The sequence below is a fragment of the Streptomyces sp. NPDC002156 genome, from assembly GCF_053593675.1.
This window is the reverse complement of the sequence record NZ_JBSFDA010000090.1, coordinates 1-23,650: the sequence shown is the minus strand read 5'-3', so window position 1 is coordinate 23,650 and position 23,650 is coordinate 1. Positions and strand designations below refer to the sequence as shown.

Here is a 23,650-nt window from a genome sequence, read left to right as displayed (position 1 = left end):
CGGTGCAGCCGCCTGCTCCAATGCGTTCGGCTGCGGGCCGGTGGGGGCTGGTCGCGCAGTTCCCCGCGCCCCTGAAGACCCCGTCCGTCCCGATGCGTTTGGCTGCGGGCCGGTGGGGGTTGGCCGCGCAGTTCCCCGCGCCCCTGAAGACCCCGTCCGTCCCGATGTGTTCGGCTGCGGGCCGGTGGGGGCTGGTTGCGCAGTTCCCCGCGCCCCTGAAAGGCCCGTCTGTCCCGATGCGTTTGGCTGCGGGTCGGTGGGGGTTGGTTGCGCAGTTCCCCGCGCCCCTAGGAGGGCGCTTCGCGCCCGTCCAACCCGCATAGCTGCGGGCATGCGTGCCGCTAGGGGCGGCTCCCGTCCCACCGAGAGCGGCACCCCGTACGGCGCCGGGCTGCGCGACCCACCCCCCGCCCACACCAAGTCGCTCAGCCGCCCACGTACCCCGCCAAGTGCTCCCCCGTCAGTGTCGAGCGTGCCGCCACCAGGTCCTCCGGAGTGCCCTCGAAGACGATTCGGCCGCCGTCGTGGCCTGCGCCGGGGCCCAGGTCGATGATCCAGTCGGCGTGGGCCATGACCGCCTGGTGGTGTTCGACCACGATGACCGACTTGCCCGCGTCGACGAGGCGGTCGAGGAGGCCGAGGAGGTGTTCGACGTCGGCGAGGTGGAGGCCGGTCGTCGGTTCGTCGAGGACGTACACGCCACCCTTGTCGCCCATGTGCGTGGCCAGCTTGAGGCGCTGGCGTTCGCCGCCCGAGAGGGTGGTGAGCGGCTGGCCGAGGCTGAGGTATCCGAGGCCCACGTCGGCCAGGCGGTCCAGGACTCGGTGCGCGGCCGGCGTACGCGCGTCGCCCGCGCCGAAGAACTCCTCCGCCTCCGTCACGGACATTGCCAGTACCTCGCTGATGTCCCGGCCGCCCAGGCGGTATTCCAGCACCGCCGCCTGGAACCTCTTGCCCTCGCAGTCCTCGCAGGTCGTCGCCACCCCCGCCATCATCGCCAGGTCCGTGTAGATGACACCCGCACCGTTGCAGGTCGGGCACGCACCCTCCGAATTGGCGCTGAACAGGGCCGGCTTCACCCCGTTGGCCTTGGCGAACGCCGTACGGATCGGGTCCAGGAGTCCCGTGTACGTCGCCGGGTTGCTGCGCCGGGAGCCGCGGATCGGGGTCTGGTCCACCGACACCACCCCGTCGGCGACCGCACCCTTGGTGTCCACCAGCGAGCCGTGGATCAGTGAGCTCTTGCCCGACCCCGCCACGCCCGTCACCACGCACAGCACCCCCAGCGGGATGTCCACGTCCACGCCCTGCAGGTTGTGCTTCGTCGCGTTTCGGATCGGCAGCGTGCCCGTGGGCTTCCGTACCGACTCCTTCAGGGCTGATCTGTCGTCGAAGTGGCGGCCCGTGACCGTGCCGCCCGTCCGCAGGCCCTCCACCGTGCCCTCGAAACAGACCGTGCCGCCCGCCGTACCGGCCCCCGGGCCCAGGTCGACGACATGGTCGGCGATCGCGATCACCTCGGGCTTGTGCTCCACGACGAGCACGGTGTTGCCCTTGTCGCGCAGCCGCAGCAGCAGGTCGTTCATGCGCTGGATGTCGTGCGGGTGCAGACCGATCGTCGGCTCGTCGAAGACGTACGTGATGTCGGTGAGGGAGGAGCCGAGATGGCGGATCATCTTGACGCGCTGCGCCTCGCCGCCCGAGAGGGTGCCCGAGGCGCGGTCCAGCGAGAGATAGCCGAGGCCGATCTCCACGAACGAGTCGAGCGTGTGCTGGAGCGCCGTGAGCAGCGGGGCGACCGAGGGGTCGTCCAGGCCGCGTACCCATTCCGCCAGGTCCCGGATCTCCATCGCGCAGGCGTCGCCGATGCTGAACTTGCCGATTTTCGACGATCTGGCGCCCTCGCTCAGCCGCGTGCCCTCGCACTCGGGGCAGGTCGTGAAGGTGACCGCCCGTTCCACGAAAGCCCGGATGTGCGGCTGCATCGCCTCCTTGTCCTTGGACAGGAACGACTTCTGGATCTTCGGGATCAGGCCCTCGTAGGTGAGGTTGACGCCGTTGACCTTGACCTTTGTCGGCTCGCGGTAGAGGAAGTCCTGCATCTCCTTCTTCGTGAACCGGCGGATCGGCTTGTTCGGGTCGAGGAAGCCGGACTCGGCGTAGATCCCGACGGTCCAGACGTTGTCCGACTTCCAGCCGGGGATCGTGAACGCGCCCTCGGCGATCGACTTGGAGTCGTCGTACAGCTCGGTGAGGTCGATGTCGGAGACCGCGCCCCGGCCCTCGCAGCGCGTACACATCCCGCCGGTGCGGTTGAAGGTCGCCTTCACTGTTTTTGTCTTGGCCGCGCCGCGGTCGACTGTGATTCCGCCGCTCGCCCGTACCGACGCCGTGTTGAAGGAGTACGCGCTCGGCGGGCCGATGTGCGGCTGCCCGAGCCTGCTGAAGAGGATGCGCAGCATCGCGTTGGCGTCGGTGGCCGTGCCGACCGTGGAGCGCGGGTCGGAGCCCAGCCGCTGCTGGTCGACGATGATCGCGGTCGTCAGCCCTTCGAGCACGTCGACCTCGGGCCGCGCCAGCGTCGGCATGAAGCCTTGCAGGAACGCGCTGTACGTCTCGTTGATCAGCCGCTGCGACTCCGCGGCGATCGTGTCGAACACCAGGGAACTCTTGCCGGAACCGGAGACACCGGTGAACACCGTCAGTCGACGCTTGGGCAGCTCGATGCTGACGTCCTTGAGGTTGTTCTCGCGCGCACCGAACACACGGATGAGGTCGTGACTGTCGGCGCTGTGCGGCTCGGCGGCCGACTTCGGGGCCGACTTCGGGGCCGGCTGCTGGGCCGACTTCGGGGGCCTGCTCATCGGGTCTCCGTCTCGTCCGGTTTTCTTACAGGCTTACCGTCTCCTACAGGTGCCGTTAGTTCTTCGGCTTCTGCGAGATCCGTACGAGATTGCCCGACGGGTCCCGGAACGCGCAGTCGCGCGGACCCCACTGCTGGTCCATGGGCTCCTGGAGCACCTCGGCGCCGGAAGCCCGTACCTTCTCGAACATGGCGTCGAGGTCGTCGGTGCGGAAGACGAACATGGGCATGACGCCCTTGGTGAGCAGCTCCTGGAGGGCGTCGCCGTCGGCCGGGGAGCGGCCCGCGTGCGGCTCGGAGAGGACGAGTTCGAGGTCGGGCTGCGCGGGGCTGCCCAGGGTGACCCAGCGGAACCCGCCGGAGGCGACGTCGTTGCGGACCTCGAAGCCGAGCGCGTCGCGGTAGAAGGCGAGCGACTCGTCGGGGTCGTTGACCGTGATGTGGCAGTACTGCAGTGCGATGTCCATGCCGACAACGCTAGGCGGCGGCCGTACGGCCCGCTTCTCGAATCCTGCTCGGCATGTTTTCGGCCGCCGCTTCGGGAGCGTCCGGGCTCGGTACGGGGTTCCTGCTCGGCCGTGTGTACACCTTCGCCACGCACGCGGGCATCGCCGTCACCGCGTCGTGCCCCCGGCTGCGATACGCGCTCGGCGTCTCCCCCACGATCTCGGTGAACCGCGAGCTGAACGAACCGAGCGAGGTACAGCCGACGGTCATGCACGCGTCGGTCACGCTCATCCCGCCGCGCAGCAGCGTCATCGCCCGCTCGATCCGCCGGGTCATGAGATAGCTGTACGGCGTCTCGCCATAGGCCGCCCGGAACCGCCGTGAGAAGTGCGCCGGCGACATCAGCGCGTGTTTGGCCATCGTCGGCACGTCCAGCGGACGCGCGTACTCCCGGTCGATCAGATCCCGTGCCCGACGCAGATGCGCGAGGTTGGCGAGTTCCTGCGGGTCCATGCGGCGACCGTACCACCGGGGTACGGGGTCCGGCCCTGGTCTGCGTCATGGTCTGCGAGGATCGAGTGGGCGGGGCGTACCCGCCCCGGAACCCGACCGGCTGCGGCCACGGCACGGCAGCTGACCTGCGAAGACGGAGACATCGGCACCATGGACGACGAACGGCCGCTCACCGGCGACCAGCTGGAGCAGCTGGAACAGCTCAAGGAGCTGGACGCCGGGCTGGAGGCGGCGGCGGACGTGTTCCAGGGGCTGCGGCCGAGGCTGTTCGGGATCGCCTATCGGGTCCTGGGGAGTGTGTCCGAGGCCGAGGACGTGGTGCAGGACGCGTGGGTGCGCTGGCAGGGCGCCGACCGGGGCGCGGTGCTGGATCCCGGGGCGTTCCTGGCGAAGACGACCACCCGGCTGGCGATCAACGTGGCCCAGTCGGCACGGGTCCGCCGCGAGGCGTACGTCGGGCCGTGGCTGCCCGAGTTCGTGGACACCCGGGTGGATCCACAGGTCGGCGCGGAGCGCGGCGAGGCGCTGGAACTGGCCGTACTGCTGGTCCTGGAGAAGCTGAACCCGGTCGAGCGGGCGGCCTACGTCCTGCGGGAGGCGTTCGACTACCCGTACGACGAGATCGCGGGCATGCTCCAGCTCGGCCAGGCCAACACCCGGCAGATCGTCAGCCGGGCCCGCAAACGGCTGGCAGCCGAGCGCCGCGCCCCCGTCGACACGTCGGAGCACCGGCGGCTGCTCGAAGCCTTCGTCGCGGCGGCCCGGGACGGTGACGTCGCCGCGCTGGAGAACGTCCTGTCCGCCGATGTCGTCGCGTACGCGGACGGCAACGGCATGCGTGGCGTGGCCCGCCTTGAGGTCCTGGGCGCCGGACGCGTGGCCATGATCACCGCCTTCGCCAAGAAGTTCTTCCCCGGTGCCGACTACGGCATCGTCGAGGCCAACGGCGGCCCCGCCCTGCTGATCGCCCAGGACGGCACCGCCGTCGCCCTGATGAGCGCCACCGTCGGACCGGACGGGATCGACGGGCTGTACTGGATCCTGACACCCGAGAAACTGAGGGCGTACGAGCGATCGGCGCACCGGATCGTGCCGTAGTCGTCCAGTCTTGATCTGGGGGTTCTCGTGATTGACGTAATCGTGGTCGGCGGCGGGCCCACCGGCCTGATGCTCGCCGCCGAACTGCGGCTGCACGGTGTGCACGTGGTCGTGCTGGAGCGGGATGCGGAGCCGACCCCGGTCGTCCGTTCGCTCGGTCTGCACGTACGCAGCATCGAGGTGATGGACCAGCGCGGCCTGCTCGAACGGTTCCTCGAACATGGCAAGCGGTACCCGGTCGGCGCCGGTTTCTTCGCCGGCATCACCAAGCCCGCACCCGACCTGGACACCGCGCACGCCTACGTACTCGGCATCCCGCAGACCCTCACCGACCGTCTCCTGGAGGAGCACGCGATCGAAGTCGGCGCCGAGATCCGGCGCGGCTGCGAGCTGGTCGGGCTGAGCCAGAGCGAGGACGGGACCGGGGTCGCGGCGGAACTCGCCGACGGTACGAGGCTGCGCTCGCGCTACCTCGTCGGCTGCGACGGCGGCCGCAGCACCGTGCGCAAGCTGCTCGGCGTCGGCTTCCCCGGCGAGTCCGCCCGGGTCGAGACGCTGATCGGCGAGATGCGGGTCGACGTACCGCAGGAGACGGTGGCCACTGTGGTGGCCCAGGTCCGCGAGACGCACCGGGGCTTCGGCCTCGGGCCCCTCGGGGACGGGGCGTACCGCGTCGTCGTACCGGCGGAGGGGGTGACCGAGGACCGCACGGTGCCGCCGACCCTCGACGAGGTGAAACGGCAGCTGCGGGCGTACGCCGGTACCGACTTCGGCGTGCACTCCCCGCGCTGGCTCTCGCGCTTCAGCGACGCCACCCGCCAGGCCGAGCGCTACCGCACCGGCCGGGTCCTGCTGGCCGGCGACGCGGCGCACATCCACCCGCCGGTCGGCGGTCAGGGCCTCAACCTCGGCATCCAGGACGCGTTCAACCTCGGCTGGAAACTGGCCGCCGAGGTGCGCGGCTGGGCACCGGCGGACCTGCTGGACAGCTACCACGCCGAACGGCACCCGGTGGCCGCCGACGTCCTGGACAACACCCGCGCACAGATGCTCCTCCTGTCCGCCGAGCCGGGCCCCCGGTCGGTGCGCCGGCTCCTGTCGGAACTGATGGACTTCGAGGACGTCAACCGGTACCTGATCGAGAAGATCACCGCGATCGGCGTCCACTACGACCTCGGCGAGGGCCACGAACTCCTCGGCCGCCGCCTGCGGGACGTACCACTGAAGCAGGGACGCCTGTACGAGCGGACACGCACCGGCCGAGGCCTCTTCCTGGACCGGACGGGCGGCCTCTCGGTGGCGGGCTGGACGGACCGGGTCGACCACGTCGTCGACGACAGCGACGCTTTCGCCGAACTGAAGGTGTCCGCCGTACTGCTGCGGCCGGACGGGTATGTGGCGTGGGCCGGTGCGGACCAGGGGGAGCTGGTCGGCGCGCTGGCGAAGTGGTTCGGCGCGGCGGATGTCCCTGCCCCGACCGGCTGAGAACCGGATCACCGGCCGCACGAGCCCACCGGGGCCGCGCATGAGCACGCCTGGCCGAGTGACCTCACCGGGGGTTCGTGATCCCGCCAGGGCCGCGCGACTCCACCGGGTGCTCGTGACTCCGTCTGGCCGCATGAGCCCACCGGGGTTCATGGCCCCGCCTGGCGGCACGAGCCCCCCGTGGGTTCATGATCCTGCCAGAGCCGTACGACTCCACCGGGTGCTCGTGACTCCGTCTGGCCGCATGAGCCCACCGGGGGTTCATGGCCCAGCCAGGGCCGCACGACTCCACCAGGGCCGAACTACTCCACCGGGTGCTCGTGGCCCCGTCTGGCCGCATGAGCCCACGGGGGGTTCATGGCCCAGCCAGGGCCGCACGATCCACCAGGGCCGAACTACTCCACCGGGTGCTCGTGGCCCCGTCTGGCCGCATGAGCCCACGGGGGGTTCATGGCCCAGCCAGAGCCGCGCGACTCCACTAGGTGCTCGTGGCCCCGCCAGAGCCGCACGCCCCCACCCGGGGCCGCGGGTCCCCACGTAACCTCTCCCTTGTGCCCGCACCCCGCCTGCATCGCGTCGCTGTCCTGGTGCTCGAGGGTGCGAAGCCGCTCGATGTCGGGATTCCGGCGCAGGTCTTCTCGACCCGCGCGAGCATGCCGTACGAGGTGCGGGTGTGCGGGGCGGCGCCCGGGCCCGTGACCGGCGGCGACGGTCTCGCGTACTACGTCGCCGACGGCCTCGACGCGCTCGCGTGGGCCGACATCGTCTTCGTCCCCGGCTACCGGTTCCCGGACCGTGACGACCCGCCGCGCGCCGTCGTCGACGCGCTGATCGCCGCCCACGCGCGCGGTGCGCGGCTCGCCGCGATCTCGACGGGCGCCTTCGCGCTCGCCGCCACGGGCCTGCTCGACGGCCGGCGTGCCACGACGCACTGGCACTACACGCGGGCACTCATGGCCCGGCATCCGCTCGTCCAGGTCGACGAGAACGTGCTGTTCGTCGACGAGGGCAGCGTGCTCACCTCGGCCGGCGCCGCCTCCGGCATCGACCTGTGCCTGCACATCCTGCGCGGCGACCTCGGCGTAGCCGCGTCCAACCACGCGGCCCGGCGCCTGGTCGCGGCCCCCTACCGCAGCGGCGGCCAGGCCCAGTACGTGCCGCGCAGCGTCCCCGAGCCGCTCGGCGAGCGGTTCGCCGACACCCGGGAGTGGGCGCTGCACCGGCTCGGCGAGCCCCTCACGCTCGACATACTGGCGCGGCAGGCGGGGGTCTCGCCGCGTACGTTCTCCCGGCGCTTCGTCGAGGAGACCGGCTACACGCCGATGCAGTGGGTGATGCGCGCCCGGATCGACCTGGCCCGCGAACTGCTGGAGCGCTCGGAGCGCGGCGTCGAACAGATCGCCGCCGACATCGGGCTCGGCACCGGCGCGAACCTGCGTCTGCACTTCCAGCGCATCCTCGGCACGACGCCGAGCGAGTACCGGCGCACGTTCACCCGAGGCGAGTGACCTACTCACATACGGGCATGGCGGGATCCTTTCGAACCATGGCGATCCCGCCACTGTCAGCGGCGCCGACCGCGCGCGAGCCTGGGGGCGAAGGGTCTGGACGGAAAGGGACACCACTCATGACTCGCATCGCCATCAACGGATTCGGCCGCATCGGACGCAATGTGCTGCGCGCCCTGCTGGAGCGCGACAGCGCCCTGGAGATCGTCGCCGTCAACGACCTCACCGAGCCCACCACCCTCGCCCGGCTGCTCGCCTTCGACAGCACGGCCGGTCGGCTCGGGCGCCCGGTGACCGTCGACGGGGACACCCTCGTCGTCGACGGCCACCGGATCAAGGTGCTGGCCGAGCGCGAACCGGCGCAGCTGCCGTGGGCCGAACTCGGAGTCGACATCGTCCTGGAGGCCACCGGCCGCTTCACCTCGGCCAAGGCCGCCCGAGCCCACCTCGACGCGGGTGCGCGCAAGGTGCTCGTCAGCGCGCCCTCGGACGGCGCCGACGTCACGCTCGCGTTCGGGGTCAACTCCGACTCGTACGACCCGGCCGTGCACACGATCGTCTCGAACGCGTCCTGCACGACCAACGCGCTCGCGCCGCTGGCCAAGGTGCTCGACGACCTCGCCGGTATCGAGCACGGGTTCATGACGACGGTGCACGCCTACACGCAGGAGCAGAACCTCCAGGACGGTCCGCACCGCGACGCCCGTCGCGCCCGGGCCGCCGGCGTCAACATCGTGCCGACCACGACCGGCGCGGCCAAGGCGATCGGCCTGGTGCTGCCGAACCTCGACGGCAAGCTGTCGGGCGACTCGATCCGCGTACCGGTGCCGGTGGGCTCGATCGTCGAGCTCAACACGACCGTCGCCCGTGACGTGACCCGCGACGACGTACTGACGGCCTACCGCACGGCGGCGGAGGGCCCGCTGGCAGGCGTCCTCGAATACTCGGAGGACCCGCTGGTGTCGTCGGACATCGTGGGGAACCCGGCCTCGTCGATCTTCGACTCGGCCCTCACCCGCGTCGAGGGCCGCCACGTCAAGGTGGTCGCCTGGTACGACAACGAGTGGGGCTTCTCGAACCGCGTGATCGACACGCTCGAACTCCTCGCCACCGGCTGACGGGACGCCGACACTTCCGTACTTCCGTCGAGTGCTCTGGTCAGCCGGTCGGGTCGGCCAGGGCTGTCAGCCGGGCGGCAGCGCGCCGAGAACGGCCGCGAGGCTGTACGGGTCGCGGCGGGCGATGTTGTGACCGACGGGAATCTCGTGAACCCGCCAGCCCGAGTCGTCGCGCAGCCGTTCGGTCAGTCACGAAGGGGCTGCCTGCCCACGCGTCCCCACTGATGTACGTCCGGCCGAGGGCGGGGCCGGGGTTGCCTCCCAGCCTGATCGACTGGACGAAGCTCGGCATGGGATGCGGTCGCGCGCGAGGGTCGAGCCCCTCAGGCACCGCGACCCATCGACCGTCGGCGCGGACGCCCGCGATGAACGACTCCCGGAAGCTGTCGCTGGTCAGGGACCAGCACGAATCCCCGTCGTCCGGGACATAGGCGTCGATGAAGACGAGCTGATCGAGGCGGTCGCCGAGCCGATCCGCGACACCGGCGATCACCATCCCGCCGTAGCTGTGCCCGCACAGCGCGAGGGGGGTTCCGTCGCTGCGGTCGACGATCTCGGCCACCTGGTCGATGTGGGTGCCAAGGTTCGGCGGACGGTCCACATCGACCGGGCCGTCCAACTCCAGCCCCGACAGGGTCACCGCCTCGACGTGATGCCCGTCCCGGCGCAACTCGGCGGCCACCGAGTCGAACACCCACCCGCCCTGCCAACCCCCTGGCACCATCACGAACTTCACCGCGTCATCGTAGGCCAGGCAGAACCGGACGAGCCCGGCTGGTAGTAGCGGAGCGACGAGCCCAGCCGACAGGAGCCGAGCGTCACGTCGGTGGCCGGGTGAGGTTGGCGGCCACGGCACGAACAGCCGCTCGCACAAGGCGCGTTGGCCACAAGCAGGCGTTAAGCAGGCGTCCCGGCCCGCGAGGCGCGCTTGGTCAGGACCGCGCGGTCCGGAACGCGAGATACCGGCTGAAGGCTTCGTGGCTGTCGGGGGTGAAGGGCCACTCCAGCAGGGCCGACCGCAGCTCCGGCTCGGTCAGCCGGCCGTGCCAGGCGACCTCATCGGGATCGGCGGTCACGGCGTCCGGCATCACGGCTTCGTGCACGCCGAGCCAGTGAGGGCTCGACCCGCGCCGGTTGAGGAACGTGAACAGCAGGCGCGGCAGCACACGGATGCCCAGCTCTTCGGCCAGCTCCCGCGCGGAGGCCTGTTCGTAGACTCGCCGACCTCCACGGCGCCACCGACCACGACCTCGTAGAGCCCGGGGAAGCGTGACAACTGCTCCGACCGCCGGTGAACGAGGATCCGCCCACGCTCATCACGACACACCGTCACGGCGACCCGGTGCAGCCAACCCTCCCGGACGGCCTGCCGACGGCTGACCACCACCCCCAGCACACGATCCTGATCGTCGACACGCTCCACCAGTTCGTCCACGACGCACACCCTGGCAGGACCCACTGACAACGCCGCCCATGCCGGCCGGAGCGCCCAGCCGCAGTGGCGTAGCGCACTATTGCAAGCGCCTGCTTGCAATAGTTAGCAACGGTGCGGCAAGCTGGACGCATGGCATCGCTCAACGTCGGCAATCTTGGTGAGTATCTGCGTGAACAGCGGCGCACCGCGCAGCTGTCGCTCAGGCAGCTCGCCGATGCCGCCGGGGTGTCCAATCCGTATCTGAGCCAGATCGAGCGCGGGCTGCGCAAGCCGAGCGCGGAGGTGTTGCAGCAGGTCGCCAAGGCGCTGCGGATCTCCGCCGAGACGCTGTACGTCCGCGCCGGCATCCTCGACGCCGAGCGTGACCGGGTCGATGTGGAGACGCGTGCCGTCATCCTCGCCGATCCCACCCTCAACGAACGGCAGAAGCAGGTGCTGCTGCAGATCTACGAGTCCTTCCGCAAGGAGAACGGGTTCGAGATCGCCGATCCGGACAGCGCGCCGGCCTCGATGGACGTCCCTGTGCCGGACGTTCCGGACGCCGACGCCGACGCGGATGCAGTAGATACAGCGGACACAGCGGATCCAGACGAACACATAGGCACCGGCAGCGACGCCGACCCGCAACAGACGGCCAGTTGATGCAGTTGATGCAGATGAAGTCGACGCAGATGCGTTTGACGCGGACGCAGTTGACGCACGTGAGACCGGCCCGACGTTCGCCGCAACCCAAAACCCTCAGCCCGAAGCAACCCGGGAGGACCATCACCATGGCCATCACCGACGACCTGCGCAAGACCTTCAGCGACCCCACCCCGTTCTACTTCGCCGCCGGCACCGCCGACCTCGCCCTTCAGCAGGCCAAGAAGGTCCCCGGTCTGGTCGAGCAGCTGCGTACCGAGGCACCGGCCCGGATCGAGGCCGTACGCGGCACCGACCCGAAGGCGGTCCAGGAGAAGGCCGCCGCCCGCGCCAAGGAGGCGCAGGAGAAGGCCGCCCTCCGTGCCAAGGAGGCGCAGGAGACCATCCAGACCAAGGTCGGCGAGTTCATCGGCACGCTGGACGGCGACCTGAAGAAGCTCGGCTCGACCATCGACGCCGACCTGAAGAAGCTCGGCGAGAGCGCCTCGGACCTCGCCCTGCGCGGTGTCGGCGTCGCCGCCGAGTACGCCGTGAAGGCGCGCGAGACGTACGAGAAGGTCGCCGAGCACGGCGAGCAGGCCGTGAAGACCTGGCGCGGCGAGGCCGCCGAGGAGATCGAGGAACTGGCCGTCGCCGTCGAGCCGAAGTCCGAGCCGAAGGCCGAGTCGGCCGAGGTCAAGACGGCGACCGCGGAGACGACGCCCGCCCCCGTCGAGGCCAAGGCCGCGCCCGCCCCGGCGAAGAAGACCGCCGCCAAGAAGGCCCCGGCCCGCAAGCCGGCCGCCAAGAAGACGACTCCGCCCGCCAAGTAGGCAGAGCCGAGCGGGTGAAACCGCGTGTACGGGGACGGGTCGGGCACTCCATGCGTGCCCGGCCCGTTCTCCGGGTAGCGGGTTTGCGGATACGGGTACGGTGACCGCAGATACGAACTGACGAACTTGGTGGTGGACGTTGTGCTGATGCAGGGGTTCGCAGGGTTCATGTGGCTGTTGAGCATGGCCCTGATCCTTTTCAGCGGCTTCGCGCTGATCGACGCCGCGGTGCGCCGCGAGGACGCCTACCGGGCGGCGGACAAGAAGACCAAGCCGTTCTGGCTGATCGTCCTCGCGCTCGCTTTCGTTGTGAACCTGATCTTCAACATCCTGTCGTTCCTGCCGATCATCGGCCTGGTCGCGACGATCGTGTACATGGTCGACGTACGACCGGCCCTGCGCGGTCTCCCGGGCGGTGGCCGCAGCCGCAGGGGCGGCGGCTCCAGCAGCGACGGCCCGTACGGCCCCTACAACGGCGGTCGCTGAAGCCCGAACAACGGCGGCCGCTGAAGCCCGAGGGCTACGCCACGCGGTCCAGCAGCAGTACCGCCAGGTCGTCCGTCAGCTCCCCGCCGTTCAGTCTGCGCACCTCGCTCACGGCCGCCCGCAGCAGCTTCTCGCCGCGCAGGCCCTGGGCCAGCTGGCGGCGGATCATCGCCACCATGCCGTCCTGGCCGAGCCGTTCCCGGCCCTCGCCGACATGGCCCTCTATCAGGCCGTCCGTGTAGAGCATCAGCGTCCACTCGGCCCCCAACTGCACCTGCGTACGGGGCCAGCGCGCCCCCGGCAGCAGGCCCAGCGCCGGGCCGTTGTTGTCGAACGGCAGCAGTTCCGCCACAGCGGATTCCGAGGCCCCCGCAGACCCAGAAGACCCCGAGGGCACGGGCGCCGGGCGCACCAGCAGCGGAGCGGGGTGGCCGGCCAGGCACAGGCCCGCGCTGCGGCCGTCCGGCGCGATGTCGACCGTGCAGAGCGTCGCGAAGATCTCGTCGTTCTCGCGTTCGTGCTCCAGGACCTGCTGGAGCGTGCCCAGCAGCGCGTCGCCGCACAGGCCCGCCAATGTCAGCGCGCGCCACGCGATCCGCAGCTCCACACCGAGCGCCGCCTCGTCCGGGCCGTGCCCGCACACGTCGCCGATCATCGCGTGGACCGTGCCGTCGGGCGTACGGACCGTGTCGTAGAAGTCGCCGCCGAGCAGCGCGCGGGAGCGGCCGGGGCGGTAGCGGGCGGCGAAGCGCAGCGAGGAGCCGTCGAGGAGCGGGGTGGGAAGCAGACCGCGTTCGAGGCGGGCGTTCTCCTGGGCCCGCAGCCGGGACTCGGTGAGCCGGCGTTCGGCCTTGTCGGAACGTTTCCTCTCCACCGCGTAGCGGATCGCGCGGCTCAGCAGCCGACCGTCCAGCTCGTCGCGGAAGAGATAGTCCTGGGCGCCGACGCGCACGGCCTCCGCACCGCGTTCGGCGTCGCCGGAGGCGGTGAGCGCGAGGACGGCGTGCCGGGGCGCGAGCCGCAGTACGTGCTTGAGCACCGCCAGCTCGTCGTCGTTGCCGTCGTCGGTGTTCGGGGGCGTCGGGGGCGCGGGCAGCGCGAGGTCCAGCAGGATGCAGTGGACGTCGTCCGTGAGCAGCCGCTCGGCCTCGGTGAGGTTGCGGGCCGTACGGATGCGGATCGGCTTGCCCGTGGCGTCGAGCAGCTCGGGCACGACGGGCGAGCCGCCCGGGTCGTCCTGGATCAGCAGCAGCGTCAGCTGCGTGCCGGTGGCGGTCCCGGCGGTGATCCCGGTGGCGTTGGCGGCGTCCGGGCCGGGTGTCGTCGGCTTGCGCGGAGCCACTTCGCCGGAAGGGCCACCGGGGCCGCCGGGAGCGCCGGGAGTGCCTGCGGAGGGCGTCCCTCCGGGCACGGCCGGAGCCTGCGCCTGACCGTTCTCGACGGCCGGGATCGCTCTCTGCCGCGGTACGGGTACGGGCATCGTCGTGGGTTCCTTCCCTCCCCCCGAGGGCACGATGGGCGAGGGGTCTCGATCCACCGACCGGGACCATAGCGGTTGACGGGGCAGGAACGGAATGGTGGGGCGGAGCGTCGGTGGGGTGGCACCGGTGTCATATGCCGTGTTCCGTAACGCACTTGGGCACGGGGTTGCCTCTCCGGGGATGACGAATGTCACGTCCACGGGAGGGTTGGGAGAGGCCGGTGGGTGCGGTGGGTCACGTGGGACGGGTCACGCACAGTGCGGAATGCGCCGTACGGAATGTGACATACGGCGGAAATGTGCCGTACGTGACGATTCGCGGGCTCAGTTGGGCCGGACCACCCCGAGTATCGGCATCGACCCCGCCCCCGCGATCGTCACCGTCCGCCCCGGGCGCGGGGCGTGCACCATCGCGCCGTCGCCCACGTACATCGCGATGTGGCTGGCGTCGTCGAAGTAGATGATCAGATCGCCGGGGCGCATGTCCTCGACGTCGACGTGGGGAAGCTGCGCCCACTGCTGCTGCGAGGTGCGCGGGATGCCGATCCCGGCCGACGCCCAGGCCGACTGGGTCAAGCCCGAGCAGTCGAACGTGCCCGGGCCCTCGGCGCCCCACTCGTACGGCTTGCCAATTTGTGCCGTCGCGAACTCCACGGCCTTCTGGCCCTGCGCGGTCGCCTTGCCGCTGATCTCGTCGAGGATGCCGGAGCCGAGCCAGGACGTCTGCGCCTTGTAGGCGGCCTCGCGCTCCAGCTCCGCGAGGCGTTCCTTCTCCTCCTTCTCCAGCTCGGACTCCAGCTTCTCGGCCGCCGCAATCTGCTCCTTGATCGTCTTCTGGGCGGCGGCCTTGGCCTTCCGGCTGGCCTCCAGCTTCGTCCACTGGGCCGAGGCGTCCTGCGCGTACTGCTCCAAGTCCTGCTGGGTGCGGGTCATTTCGGCGATCAGGCCCGTGGTCGCCTTCTGGCCCTGCCGGACCCGGCTGACACCCTCCAGCCAGGCCTGCGGATCGTCGCTGAGCCACAGCCGCGCCTCCGGCGTCAGGCCTCCGGAGCGGTACTGGGCGCGGGCGGCGGCACCCGCGCGGTCCTTCAACTCGGCCAGCCGCTCCTGCCCCTTGACGATCTCCCGGGCCAGTTCGACGATCTCGGTGGACTGGCGCTCGGTCTCCTCCTCCGCCGCGTTGTACGCGTCCGTGGCGACCGCGGCGTCGTGGTAGAGCTTCTCCAGCCGCTTGTGTACGGCTTCCAGGTCCTTGTTCGGCGGCAGCGTCACGCTCGGGGTCGTCGTGGGCGACGGGGTCGGTTCCGGAGCCGCGAACGCGGTGCCCGCTCCGCCGAGGACGGTGACCGCGCAGACCAGTCCCACGGCTGCCGCGCCCCAAATCCGCTTGCCGGCTCCCATTCCCCGTACCCCCGAACCTTTCGCCCACTTGATTAACCGTCAGTAACTTACGGACGCCTGGGGATGGTGACATGTCACCGCGAAAAGAAACAGGCCTCCTGCGAGGTGCCTGCCCCTCCCTTGGCCCCCGCATGTGTGACGAACGAGGTACGGAGATCGTTGCCCGTGATTCGTGAGCAATTTGAGGCGCCGGGGAAGTAATCAAATACGCCTAAAAGCACCTAGAGCGGCGCCAACGCCCCCCACCCCACGGTCACTTCCCCCTGCCGCCACCGCGTCGGCCCGTCCACCACGGGCCAGTCGCCCGTCAGGTCGTGCACCGCCCGGATCCAGCGCTGGCGTGCCCCGTACGAGGCGTAGGGCGCCGCCGCCGCCCACGCGCGGTCGAAGTCGCGCAGGAAGGCGTGCACCGGTTCGCCGGGGACGTTGCGGTGGATGAGGGCCTTCGGGAGGCGCTCGGCGAGGTCGGAGGGGCGGTCCAGGGAGCCGAGCCGGGCCGCGAAGGTGACCGTGCGCGGCCCTTCCGGCCCGAGGGCGACCCACACGTGCCGCCGCCCGATCTCGTCGCACGTCCCCTCGACGAGCAGCCCGCCCCCGGGAACGTCGTCGGTGGCCGGCGCGAGCCGGGCGCACAGCCGCGCCCACACCCCGGCGACCTCGCCCTCCTCGTACTGCCGCAGCACGTTCGCCGCGCGGATCAGCGCCGGCCGCTCCGGGACCGGGATCTCGAAGCCGCCGTGCCGGAAGACGAGCCCCTCGCGCTCGTACGGTTTCGCCGCCGCGACCCTGGCCGGTTCGATCTCGACGCCCACCACGCGCGCGCGTGGCGCCACCGTACGCAGTCGCGCCAGCAGCTCGACGGCCGTCCAGGGCGCGGCGCCGTACCCGAGATCGACCGCGACGGGGGAGGGCGCGCGGCGCAGGGCGGCGCCGTGGGTGGCCGCGATCCAGCGGTCCATCCGGCGCAGGCGGTTGGGGTTGGTCGTCCCGCGCGTGACTGATCCCACGGGTCGGGTCGTCGATGCGCGGGCAGCCATGGATACGAGGGTAAGGGGCGGCCCGGTATCGAACGGTTGAGCGGTAAAAGGTAATGATTGGGCAAAGAGGAAATGGGTTGCGTTCTCCCAGCGTTGTGCCTTCGGGCCTCTGCCGGACCTCTGTGAAGAGCGATCCGCGCAGAACGGCAGGAAACGAGGCTGGAGGAGGAACGCCACGTGAGCCAGTACATGGGCAGGCTGGGCCGCCGTCGCAGGCCCCGTCGCGTAGCCATGCTCTCCGTGCACACCTCCCCCCTCCACCAGCCCGGCACCGGTGACGCCGGCGGGATGAACGTCTACATCGTCGAGCTGGCGCAGCGCCTCGCCGCGATCAACATCGAGGTCGAGATCTTCACCCGGGCCACCACGGGCATCCTCCCCCCGGCCGTCGAGCTGGCCCCCGGCGTCCTCGTCCGGCACGTCGACGCGGGCCCCTACGAGGGCCTCGCCAAGGAGGACCTCCCGGCCCAGCTGTGCGCCTTCACCCATGGCGTCATGCAGGCCTGGGCCGGCAACCGCCCCGGCTACTACGACCTGGTCCACTCCCACTACTGGCTCTCCGGCCACGTCGGCTGGCTCGCCGCGCAGCGCTGGGGCACCCCCCTGGTGCACGCCATGCACACCATGGCCAAGGTCAAGAACGCCGCCCTGGCCGACGGCGACAACCCCGAACCCGCCGCCCGCGTCATCGGCGAGATGCAGATCGTGGCCGCCGCCGACCGGCTCGTCGCCAACACCGCCGAAGAGGCCGACGAACTCGTCCGCCACTACGACGCCGACCCCCGCAAGGTCGCCGTCGTCCACCCGGGCGTCAACCTCGACCGCTTCTCCCCGGCCGACGGCCGCGCCGCAGCCCGCGCCCGCCTCGGCCTCCCGCAGGACGCCCTGATCCCCCTCTTCGCGGGCCGCATACAGCCCCTGAAGGCCCCCGACGTGCTGCTCCGCGCGGTCGCCGTCCTCCTGGACGAGCGCCCCGAGCTGCGCTCCCGGATGGTCGTCCCCGTCGTGGGCGGCCCGAGCGGCAGCGGCCTGGCCAAGCCGGAGGGCCTGCAGAAACTCGCCGCCCGCCTGGGCATCGCGGACGTCGTACGCTTCCGCCCGCCGGTCGGCCAGGAGCAGCTCGCGGACTGGTTCCGGGCGGCGTCCGTCCTGGTCATGCCGTCCTACAGCGAATCGTTCGGCCTGGTGGCGATAGAGGCGCAGGCGGCGGGCACACCGGTCCTGGCGGCAGCGGTGGGCGGCCTCCCGGTGGCGGTGGCGGAAGGACGTACGGGATTCCTCGTACAAGGCCACGATCCGGCCGCCTACGCGCGCGTGCTGCGTGATTTCGCCGACGACGAGACCCTGTCGGCCCGGATGGGCGAGACGGCGGCCCGGCACGCGAAACGTTTCGGCTGGGACGCCTCGGCGGCGGCCACGGCGGACGTCTACACGGCCGCGATGCAGGCCCACAGGCGTCGCGTACGCTCGCTGCATGGCTGATGCGGCGTCGATCATCGAACAGGTCCTCACCGAGGCGGACCTGGACTGGGAGAGCCCGGCGACCGGCAACTACGTGGTCAAACTCCCGGGCACCCGCAAACTCTCGACGACGGTCTCGCTCCTGGTCGGCAAGCACTCGCTCTCCCTGAACGCGTTCGTGATCCGCCACCCCGACGAGAACGAGTCGGGCGTCCACCGCTGGCTCCTGGAACGCAACCTCAAGCTGTACGGCGTGAGTTACGCGGTGGACCGCCTGGGCGACGTCTACGTCACCTCCAAGCTCCCTCTCTCGGCGATCACCCCGGAGGAGATCGACCGTCTGCTCGGCTCGGTCCTGGAGGCGGCGGACGGCGGCTTCAACACCCTGCTGGAGCTGGGTTTCGCGTCGGCGATCCGCAAGGAGTACGCCTGGCGGGTGTCCCGGGGCGAGTCGACCCGCAACCTGGACGCCTTCGCCCACCTGACCCGGCGCCCGACGGACTGACTCCGCCTACGGACCGACTCCGCCGCTGAGCCGATAGCGCCCGGGCGGCACACCCACCAACTTCTTGAAGTGCCGCGTGAGATGGGCCTGGTCGTAGAACCCGGTGGCGGCGGCGACCTCGCCGGGAGCCTGCCCGTCGAGCAGCAGCCGCCGGGCGCGCTCGACCCGCCGCGCGGTCAGGTACTGATGCGGCGGCATCCCGAAGGCCGCACTGAACGCCCGTACGAGATGCGCGGGATGGGCATGCACGAGCCGCGCGGCCTCGTCGAGCGCGATCCCGTCGACGAGCCGCTCGTCGAGCAGCTCGCGCAACCGCCGGGCGAGCTGCGGATCGGCGCGTGGCGCACGGGGTACGTCGGTCTCCCGCAACCGCGCCCGCAGCCGCTCGGAGACGAGCGCCAGCCTGCTCTCGGCCTCGAACTCCTCCCCGACCCGCACGAGCGCCCCGTGCAACTGCCCGACGCGCAGCCGCAGCAGGGGATCACGCAGATCGGGCCGGTCGACGGCGGCCCCGATGAACTCGTCGCCGAGGTGCGTGGAGTCGAGATACAGCACCCGCTTGCGGAACCCGTCCGGGGTGGCTGCCGACCCGTTGTGCGGCACATGCGGCGGCAACAGGGTCACGGTGTCGTGCGGGGTACCGCGCTCGTGCCGGTCGAGGTCGTACCGTACGGCGCCGTCGTCGACGATGAGCAGCGTCCAGGTGTCGTGTACGTGCATCGGGTACGCGTACTCGGTGAAGTGGGCGTGGAAGACCTCGACGACGCCCGTCACGGCCGGGCGCCAGGCGGAGACTTCCTGCCGGGTGGCCATGCAAAGAACGTACAAGACGGGGTCGTACGGGGCTCGGCAGTCTCGAAGCATGAGCACAGAGACCCCCACGGGCACCGCCCCCACCCCCGCTCCGATCCGCTTCGACACGAAGATCGCCGTCCTGCTGCGCGAGGACCTGGAGCCCTGGCAGCGCCTGAACGTGACGGCGTTCCTGGTCAGCGGCCTGGGGACGACGGTCCCAGAGGTGATCGGCGAGCCGTACGAGGACGGAGAGGGAGTGCGCTACCTCCCGATGTTCCGCCAGCCGGTCCTGGTCTTCGAGGCCACGAAGGAGACACTGACCGCCGCCCACGCGCGCGTGCTGTCCCGTTCCCTCCCACGCGCGGTGTTCACCGGCGACCTCTTCACCACCGGCAACGACCACGACAACCGGGCGGCGGTACGGGCCGTACGGACCGGGGAGCTGGATCTGGTGGGGCTCGCGGTGTACGGGCCTAAGAACGCGGTGGACAAGGTGATCAAGGGGTCGCGGATGCACCCGTGACGGGGTCGGCGGCGGGGGTCGGTCCGACGGGCGTGACGGTTTCGGCGGCGGCTGCGGGGACCGGGCCGACGGGCGCGGGCTCCTCGCCCGCGTCCTGCGCCGGTTCCTCCACCGCGTCCTCCACCACGTCCTCCTCCGGAACCCTCCCCATCAGCCCCCAATACCCCACCCCCGCCACCGTCCCCACGACCGCGCACAGCCCCCACAGCCACTCCGCGCCGAGGTGGTCGATGACGAAGCCGGACATCAGCGGGGCGATGAGGCCGGCGACCGACCAGGCCATCGTGTACATGCCCTGGTAGCGGCCGCGTCCGTGCAGTGGGGACAGGCGGACGACCAGCCCGGTCTGGGTGGGCGCGTTGACGATCTCGGCCAGCGTCCAGACGCACACGGTGAGGATGAAGACGCCGACCGACCCGGCGAAGGCGGTGAGCCCGAACCCGTACCCGGCGAGGAGGGACGAGGCGAGCAGCAGGCGGCGGGCGTCCCGGTGTTCGATGAACCGGGTGACGGGGATCTGCAGCACGACCACGAGTACGCCGTTGACGGCGACGACCATTCCGAAGTCCGCCGGGGTGAACCCGGCCTCGCCCATCGCGATCGGCAGCCCGACCAGGCCCTGCTGGAAGATGAGCGCGACGAGGAACGCCAGCCCGACGACGCTCATGAAGCGCCCGTCGCGCAGCACGGTCCCGAGCCCCACGGAGGCCTCCTCCGCCTGCTCGGCCTTCGTGGCCCGCGTCGGCCGTGACTCGGGCAGCTTGAGGAAGACGACGATCGCGCAGGCCAGCGTCATACCGGCCTCGACGAGGAACCCGGCGACGTAACTCACCTCGACGATGAAGCCGGCCCCGGCGGAGGAGACGGCGAAGCCGAGGTTGATGGCCCAGTAGTTCAAGGAGAAGGCGCGGACTCGGTCCTCGGGCCGCACGATGTCGGCCATCATCGCCTGCACAGCCGGCCGCGAGGCGTTGCTGGCCATGCCCACCAGGAAGGCCACGGCCGCGATGGCGACGGGGTCGTGCACGAAGCCGAGCAGGGCGACGGAGAAGGCGGTGGACGACTGGGCGATGAGGAGCGTGGGCCGACGCCCGAGCCGGTCGGTCATGACACCGCCGCCGATCGACGACACCACCCCACCGAGCCCGTGGAGGGCGACGACGAGACCGGTGTACGAGGCGGAGTACCCGCCGTCGAGGGTCAGATAGATCGCCATGAACGTGGCGACGAAGGCCCCGAGCCGGTTGACGAGGGTGCTGGTCCACAGCCACCAGAACTCGCGGGGCAACCCGGAGACGGACTCTCGGGCGGCGCGTTTCAGGGCGGCGAGTGACACAGGGATCCCCCACGAACGTAAGCAGCACAGATGGCGATGACAACTTACGAGGAGGTCTCTCGGGGGAGCCACTCAATTAACAGATCCCGTCAACTGTCCGGTTGCCGGGCGGCCGAGCAACGGATCAGGACGTTCTATTACGCTCGGGGCATGGCCGACGCACCGTACAAGCTGATCCTCCTCCGCCACGGCGAGAGCGAATGGAACGCGAAGAACCTGTTCACCGGCTGGGTGGACGTCAACCTCACCGACAAGGGCGAGAAGGAGGCGGTCCGCGGCGGTGAGCTGCTCAAGGACGCCGGCCTGCTCCCCGACGTGCTCCACACCTCCCTCCAGAGGCGCGCGATCCGCACGGCCCAGCTGGCCCTGGAGTCCGCGGACCGCCACTGGATCCCCGTACACCGCAGCTGGCGCCTGAACGAGCGCCACTACGGCGCCCTCCAGGGCAAGGACAAGGCCCAGACGCTCGCCGAGTTCGGCGAGGAGCAGTTCATGCTCTGGCGCCGCTCGTACGACACCCCGCCCCCGCCCCTCGAGGACGGCACGGAGTTCTCCCAGTCCGACGACCCGCGCTACGCGACGATCCCGCCGGAGCTGCGCCCGCGCACGGAGTGCCTGAAGGACGTCGTCGTCCGCATGCTCCCGTACTGGTACGACGGCATCGTCCCGGACCTCCTGGCGGGCCGCACGGTCCTGGTCGCGGCCCACGGCAACAGCCTCCGCGGCCTCGTCAAGCACCTGGACGGCATCTCCGACGAGGCGATCTCGGGCCTGAACATCCCGACGGGCATCCCGCTCGCCTACGAACTGGACGCCGACTTCAAGCCGGTGAAGCCGGGCGGCACCTACCTCGACCCGGACGCGGCCGCGGCGGCGATCGAGGCGGTCAAGAACCAGGGCAAGAAAAAGTAGGTCGCACGACCGTGCCCCCGACCTGCGCACACGGCGCGGATCGGGGGCATTTTCGTGGCCCGGGCCCGGTCGGTCGGCGAGACTGCACAACCCCCCACCCGCCCCGTCAGTCTCACGCAGGTGAAGGCACCACCCGATTCACCTAACAGGGGAAACCACGCCATGCGCATACGCGCCACCGTCGCCACAGCTACCGCCGCTGCCCTCAGCGCCGCTCTGGCCGTCACCGCTCTCGCCGTCCCGGCAGCCGGGGCCGACCAGGACGACTCGGCATCGAAGTTCTCGAACATCGACGTCAACCACGACTGGCAGGACTACACCGTCGGCGTCGAGGCCGCGAAGAGGAGACTGATCCCGATCTCCGCGACGGTCACCGACCCGTCCGGCATCAAGAGCGTGTCGGTCGAGCTGCGGCGCGGAGACGACCCGGAGAAGCCCGATGCGGTCATCACCGCGTCCGCCACCTGCCACGAGATCAACGAGATCACTTCCTGGTGCGAGGCCCTCCTGACCGCCGACCCGAAGGTCAACCTCCGCAGCAACGCCCTCGCCGGTCTCTGGTACTTGAGCTTCACGGCTGTGGACGGTGACGGAAACGTCACCCGCGGGGACGGCCTCTACGACCTCACCTCCTTCGCCCGCATCAAGCGCACGACCTACATGACCCAGACCGACGCCACCCCCGAGCCGGTGACGAAGGGCAAGAACCTCACGGTCAAGGCCCAGATGACCGTCGCCAGCTGGGAGACGAACAAGAACGTGCCCCTCATCGGGCACCAGGTACTGCTCCAGTACCGCAAGGGCACGAGCGGCGCCTTCGTCACGCTGAAGAAGATCAAGACCGACCGGAACGGCTGGGCCAAGGCCACCGTGAAGGCGACGGCGGACGGCGCGTACCGCTACACCTTCGCGGGCACGAGCCTCACCCTGCCCGCGGCCGGCTGGACCGACTACGTCGATGTGAAGTAGGCCCGGACCGCTGAGACGACGGCCCCCTGCCCCGCGACACCGCCGGGCAGGGGGCCGTCGTGGGCAAGGGGTTCAGACGCTCAGCGGGACCGCGTGGATCTCATCGGGCGCGTCACTGCCCGCGTGGATGTGGGCACGTTGGACCGCGTCGGCCGAGGAGGCCTCGGTGAGGCAGTAGACGACTCCCGCCTCCGGGTCCGCCCAGGCCCGCTCGAAGCGCACGCCCTCTTCCTTCTGGATGGCGACGGCGGCGTCGTGGCCCTGCTGCAGCTGTTCGGCCGTGATGCCCTTCGCCCCGTGGTGGACGTCCATGAACTGGGTCATGGGCTCGCACCTCCTTCATCTCCGTCCCCCTCCTTCCATGGTGCGCCTGTACGGGCACACGGGCACCCGGCGGTGCGTCGGCGGGGCGACGGACACGTTCACACCGTCAGCGGCACCGGATGGATCTCGTCGGCGAGGTGACCGGCGCGCTCGTGGATGCGCTGGACCGCTTCCGCGGAGGGGGCCTCCGAGAGGCAGTAGACCGTGCCGGAGGCGGGGTCCGCCCAGGCCTTCTCGAAGTGGACCGCCTCGTCCTTCTCTATGGCGAGGTCGGCGTTGTGGGCCTCACGCAGCTGGTCGGCCGTGATGCCCTTCATGTCGTGGTGGACGTCCATGAACCGGGGCATGGCGTCGCACCTCCTATCCCTGATCTGATCAGATCTGATCCGATCTGCGAGCTTCTTGCGGACGGGGTACCGCCTGCCTTCCATCCTCTGCCCGCACGCCCGCCCCGGCGACCCCGTGCGCAGCCCCCGGCGGCACCGCGTCGCTCGTCGCGG

General features: G+C 70.6%; 23 protein-coding genes and 1 pseudogene. 12 read left to right on the top strand and 12 right to left on the bottom strand.

Annotated elements, in window-relative coordinates; all coding sequences use genetic code 11:
• Positions 1-425: 425 nt before the first annotated feature.
• The 3 genes from ACWCRB_RS30460 to ACWCRB_RS30450 are packed head-to-tail and all read right to left on the bottom strand — an operon-like array spanning position 426 to position 3,823.
• The gene (locus ACWCRB_RS30460) at positions 426-2,864 is read right to left on the bottom strand and encodes an ATP-binding cassette domain-containing protein (RefSeq protein WP_450999101.1); all 2,439 of its coding nucleotides are present in this window, start codon (positions 2,862-2,864) and stop codon (positions 426-428) included.
• Positions 2,865-2,919: 55 nt separating this feature from the next.
• Positions 2,920-3,330 carry a VOC family protein gene (locus ACWCRB_RS30455; protein ID WP_235477146.1) on the bottom strand — a complete coding sequence of 137 codons (411 nt, stop codon included), beginning with the start codon at positions 3,328-3,330 and terminating at the stop codon, positions 2,920-2,922.
• A 10-nt stretch (positions 3,331-3,340) separates the two neighbouring features.
• A complete protein-coding gene (locus tag ACWCRB_RS30450; protein WP_450999100.1) occupies positions 3,341-3,823 on the bottom strand; it encodes a helix-turn-helix transcriptional regulator in 483 nt (160 codons plus the stop codon).
• A gap of 150 nt (positions 3,824-3,973) precedes the next feature.
• Here ACWCRB_RS30450 and ACWCRB_RS30445 point away from each other — a divergent pair, with 150 nt between their 5' ends.
• The 4 genes from ACWCRB_RS30445 to gap all read left to right on the top strand — a co-directional run bounded on the left by ACWCRB_RS30445 (position 3,974) and on the right by gap (position 9,032).
• On the top strand, positions 3,974-4,921 hold the full coding sequence (locus ACWCRB_RS30445) for a sigma-70 family RNA polymerase sigma factor (RefSeq protein WP_450999099.1): 948 nt from the start codon (positions 3,974-3,976) through the stop codon (positions 4,919-4,921).
• A gap of 27 nt (positions 4,922-4,948) precedes the next feature.
• Positions 4,949-6,406, top strand: a complete 1,458-nt coding sequence (gene rox / locus ACWCRB_RS30440) for a rifampin monooxygenase (protein ID WP_450999098.1) — start codon at positions 4,949-4,951, stop codon at positions 6,404-6,406.
• 551 nt (positions 6,407-6,957) lie between these two features.
• Positions 6,958-7,914, top strand: a complete 957-nt coding sequence (locus tag ACWCRB_RS30435) for a GlxA family transcriptional regulator (RefSeq protein ID WP_450999097.1) — start codon at positions 6,958-6,960, stop codon at positions 7,912-7,914.
• A gap of 119 nt (positions 7,915-8,033) precedes the next feature.
• Entirely contained in the window at positions 8,034-9,032 is a 999-nt protein-coding gene (gene gap / locus ACWCRB_RS30430) for a type I glyceraldehyde-3-phosphate dehydrogenase (RefSeq protein ID WP_450999096.1), read from the top strand.
• Between the two features lie 40 nt (positions 9,033-9,072).
• Here the strand turns inward: gap and ACWCRB_RS30425 are convergent, their stop codons facing one another.
• Positions 9,073-9,768 (bottom strand): alpha/beta fold hydrolase, encoded by a 696-nt coding sequence (locus tag ACWCRB_RS30425; RefSeq protein ID WP_450999095.1) that lies wholly within the window; start codon positions 9,766-9,768, stop codon positions 9,073-9,075.
• 196 nt (positions 9,769-9,964) lie between these two features.
• Positions 9,965-10,428, bottom strand: a pseudogene (locus tag ACWCRB_RS30420) (NUDIX domain-containing protein).
• Positions 10,429-10,596: 168 nt separating this feature from the next.
• On the opposite strand from ACWCRB_RS30420, the gene ACWCRB_RS30415 reads away from it, so the two are divergent.
• From ACWCRB_RS30415 to ACWCRB_RS30405, 3 genes are all read left to right on the top strand, one after another.
• Complete coding sequence (locus tag ACWCRB_RS30415; protein WP_450999094.1) at positions 10,597-11,109, top strand: helix-turn-helix domain-containing protein; 513 nt, start codon at positions 10,597-10,599, stop codon at positions 11,107-11,109.
• A gap of 128 nt (positions 11,110-11,237) precedes the next feature.
• Positions 11,238-11,921: a hypothetical protein gene (locus ACWCRB_RS30410; protein ID WP_450999093.1), complete on the top strand. Its 684-nt coding sequence runs from the start codon at positions 11,238-11,240 to the stop codon at positions 11,919-11,921.
• A 147-nt stretch (positions 11,922-12,068) separates the two neighbouring features.
• Positions 12,069-12,407 carry a DUF2516 family protein gene (locus ACWCRB_RS30405; protein WP_450999092.1) on the top strand — a complete coding sequence of 113 codons (339 nt, stop codon included), beginning with the start codon at positions 12,069-12,071 and terminating at the stop codon, positions 12,405-12,407.
• A gap of 34 nt (positions 12,408-12,441) precedes the next feature.
• Here ACWCRB_RS30405 and ACWCRB_RS30400 read toward each other — a convergent pair whose 3' ends face one another.
• The 3 genes from ACWCRB_RS30400 to ACWCRB_RS30390 form a co-directional block, all read right to left on the bottom strand.
• The gene (locus ACWCRB_RS30400) at positions 12,442-13,887 is read right to left on the bottom strand and encodes a PP2C family protein-serine/threonine phosphatase (protein WP_450999091.1); all 1,446 of its coding nucleotides are present in this window, start codon (positions 13,885-13,887) and stop codon (positions 12,442-12,444) included.
• Between the two features lie 324 nt (positions 13,888-14,211).
• Positions 14,212-15,288 (bottom strand): NlpC/P60 family protein, encoded by a 1,077-nt coding sequence (locus tag ACWCRB_RS30395; RefSeq protein ID WP_450999090.1) that lies wholly within the window; start codon positions 15,286-15,288, stop codon positions 14,212-14,214.
• Positions 15,289-15,509: 221 nt separating this feature from the next.
• A complete protein-coding gene (locus tag ACWCRB_RS30390; RefSeq protein ID WP_450999089.1) occupies positions 15,510-16,325 on the bottom strand; it encodes a class I SAM-dependent methyltransferase in 816 nt (271 codons plus the stop codon).
• Between the two features lie 177 nt (positions 16,326-16,502).
• Here ACWCRB_RS30390 and mshA point away from each other — a divergent pair, with 177 nt between their 5' ends.
• Positions 16,503-17,807 (top strand): D-inositol-3-phosphate glycosyltransferase, encoded by a 1,305-nt coding sequence (mshA, locus tag ACWCRB_RS30385; protein ID WP_450999088.1) that lies wholly within the window; start codon positions 16,503-16,505, stop codon positions 17,805-17,807.
• Positions 17,800-18,291, top strand: a complete 492-nt coding sequence (locus ACWCRB_RS30380; RefSeq protein WP_450999087.1) for a YbjN domain-containing protein — start codon at positions 17,800-17,802, stop codon at positions 18,289-18,291. The genes mshA and ACWCRB_RS30380 overlap by 8 nt, the downstream gene beginning before the upstream one ends.
• Before the next feature lie 6 nt (positions 18,292-18,297).
• On the opposite strand, the gene ACWCRB_RS30375 is transcribed toward ACWCRB_RS30380, so the two are convergent.
• Entirely contained in the window at positions 18,298-19,104 is an 807-nt protein-coding gene (locus tag ACWCRB_RS30375; RefSeq protein ID WP_450999086.1) for an AraC family transcriptional regulator, read from the bottom strand.
• Positions 19,105-19,153: 49 nt separating this feature from the next.
• Here ACWCRB_RS30375 and ACWCRB_RS30370 point away from each other — a divergent pair, with 49 nt between their 5' ends.
• Positions 19,154-19,609: a DUF2000 family protein gene (locus ACWCRB_RS30370; RefSeq protein ID WP_450999085.1), complete on the top strand. Its 456-nt coding sequence runs from the start codon at positions 19,154-19,156 to the stop codon at positions 19,607-19,609.
• On the opposite strand, the gene ACWCRB_RS30365 is transcribed toward ACWCRB_RS30370, so the two are convergent.
• Positions 19,584-20,945, bottom strand: coding sequence for an MDR family MFS transporter (locus tag ACWCRB_RS30365; RefSeq protein ID WP_450999084.1), 1,362 nt, complete (start codon positions 20,943-20,945; stop codon positions 19,584-19,586). The genes ACWCRB_RS30370 and ACWCRB_RS30365 overlap by 26 nt on opposite strands.
• A gap of 150 nt (positions 20,946-21,095) precedes the next feature.
• Here ACWCRB_RS30365 and ACWCRB_RS30360 point away from each other — a divergent pair, with 150 nt between their 5' ends.
• Positions 21,096-21,857: a phosphoglyceromutase gene (locus tag ACWCRB_RS30360; protein ID WP_235477178.1), complete on the top strand. Its 762-nt coding sequence runs from the start codon at positions 21,096-21,098 to the stop codon at positions 21,855-21,857.
• Positions 21,858-22,019: 162 nt separating this feature from the next.
• Positions 22,020-22,826: a calcium-binding protein gene (locus ACWCRB_RS30355; protein ID WP_450999083.1), complete on the top strand. Its 807-nt coding sequence runs from the start codon at positions 22,020-22,022 to the stop codon at positions 22,824-22,826.
• Between the two features lie 72 nt (positions 22,827-22,898).
• On the opposite strand, the gene ACWCRB_RS30350 is transcribed toward ACWCRB_RS30355, so the two are convergent.
• Both ACWCRB_RS30350 and ACWCRB_RS30345 read right to left on the bottom strand, forming a co-directional pair.
• Entirely contained in the window at positions 22,899-23,150 is a 252-nt protein-coding gene (locus ACWCRB_RS30350) for an SCO4226 family nickel-binding protein (RefSeq protein ID WP_235477180.1), read from the bottom strand.
• Between the two features lie 98 nt (positions 23,151-23,248).
• The gene (locus tag ACWCRB_RS30345) at positions 23,249-23,497 is read right to left on the bottom strand and encodes an SCO4226 family nickel-binding protein (RefSeq protein ID WP_450999082.1); all 249 of its coding nucleotides are present in this window, start codon (positions 23,495-23,497) and stop codon (positions 23,249-23,251) included.
• Between the last annotated feature and the right edge of the window lie 153 nt (positions 23,498-23,650).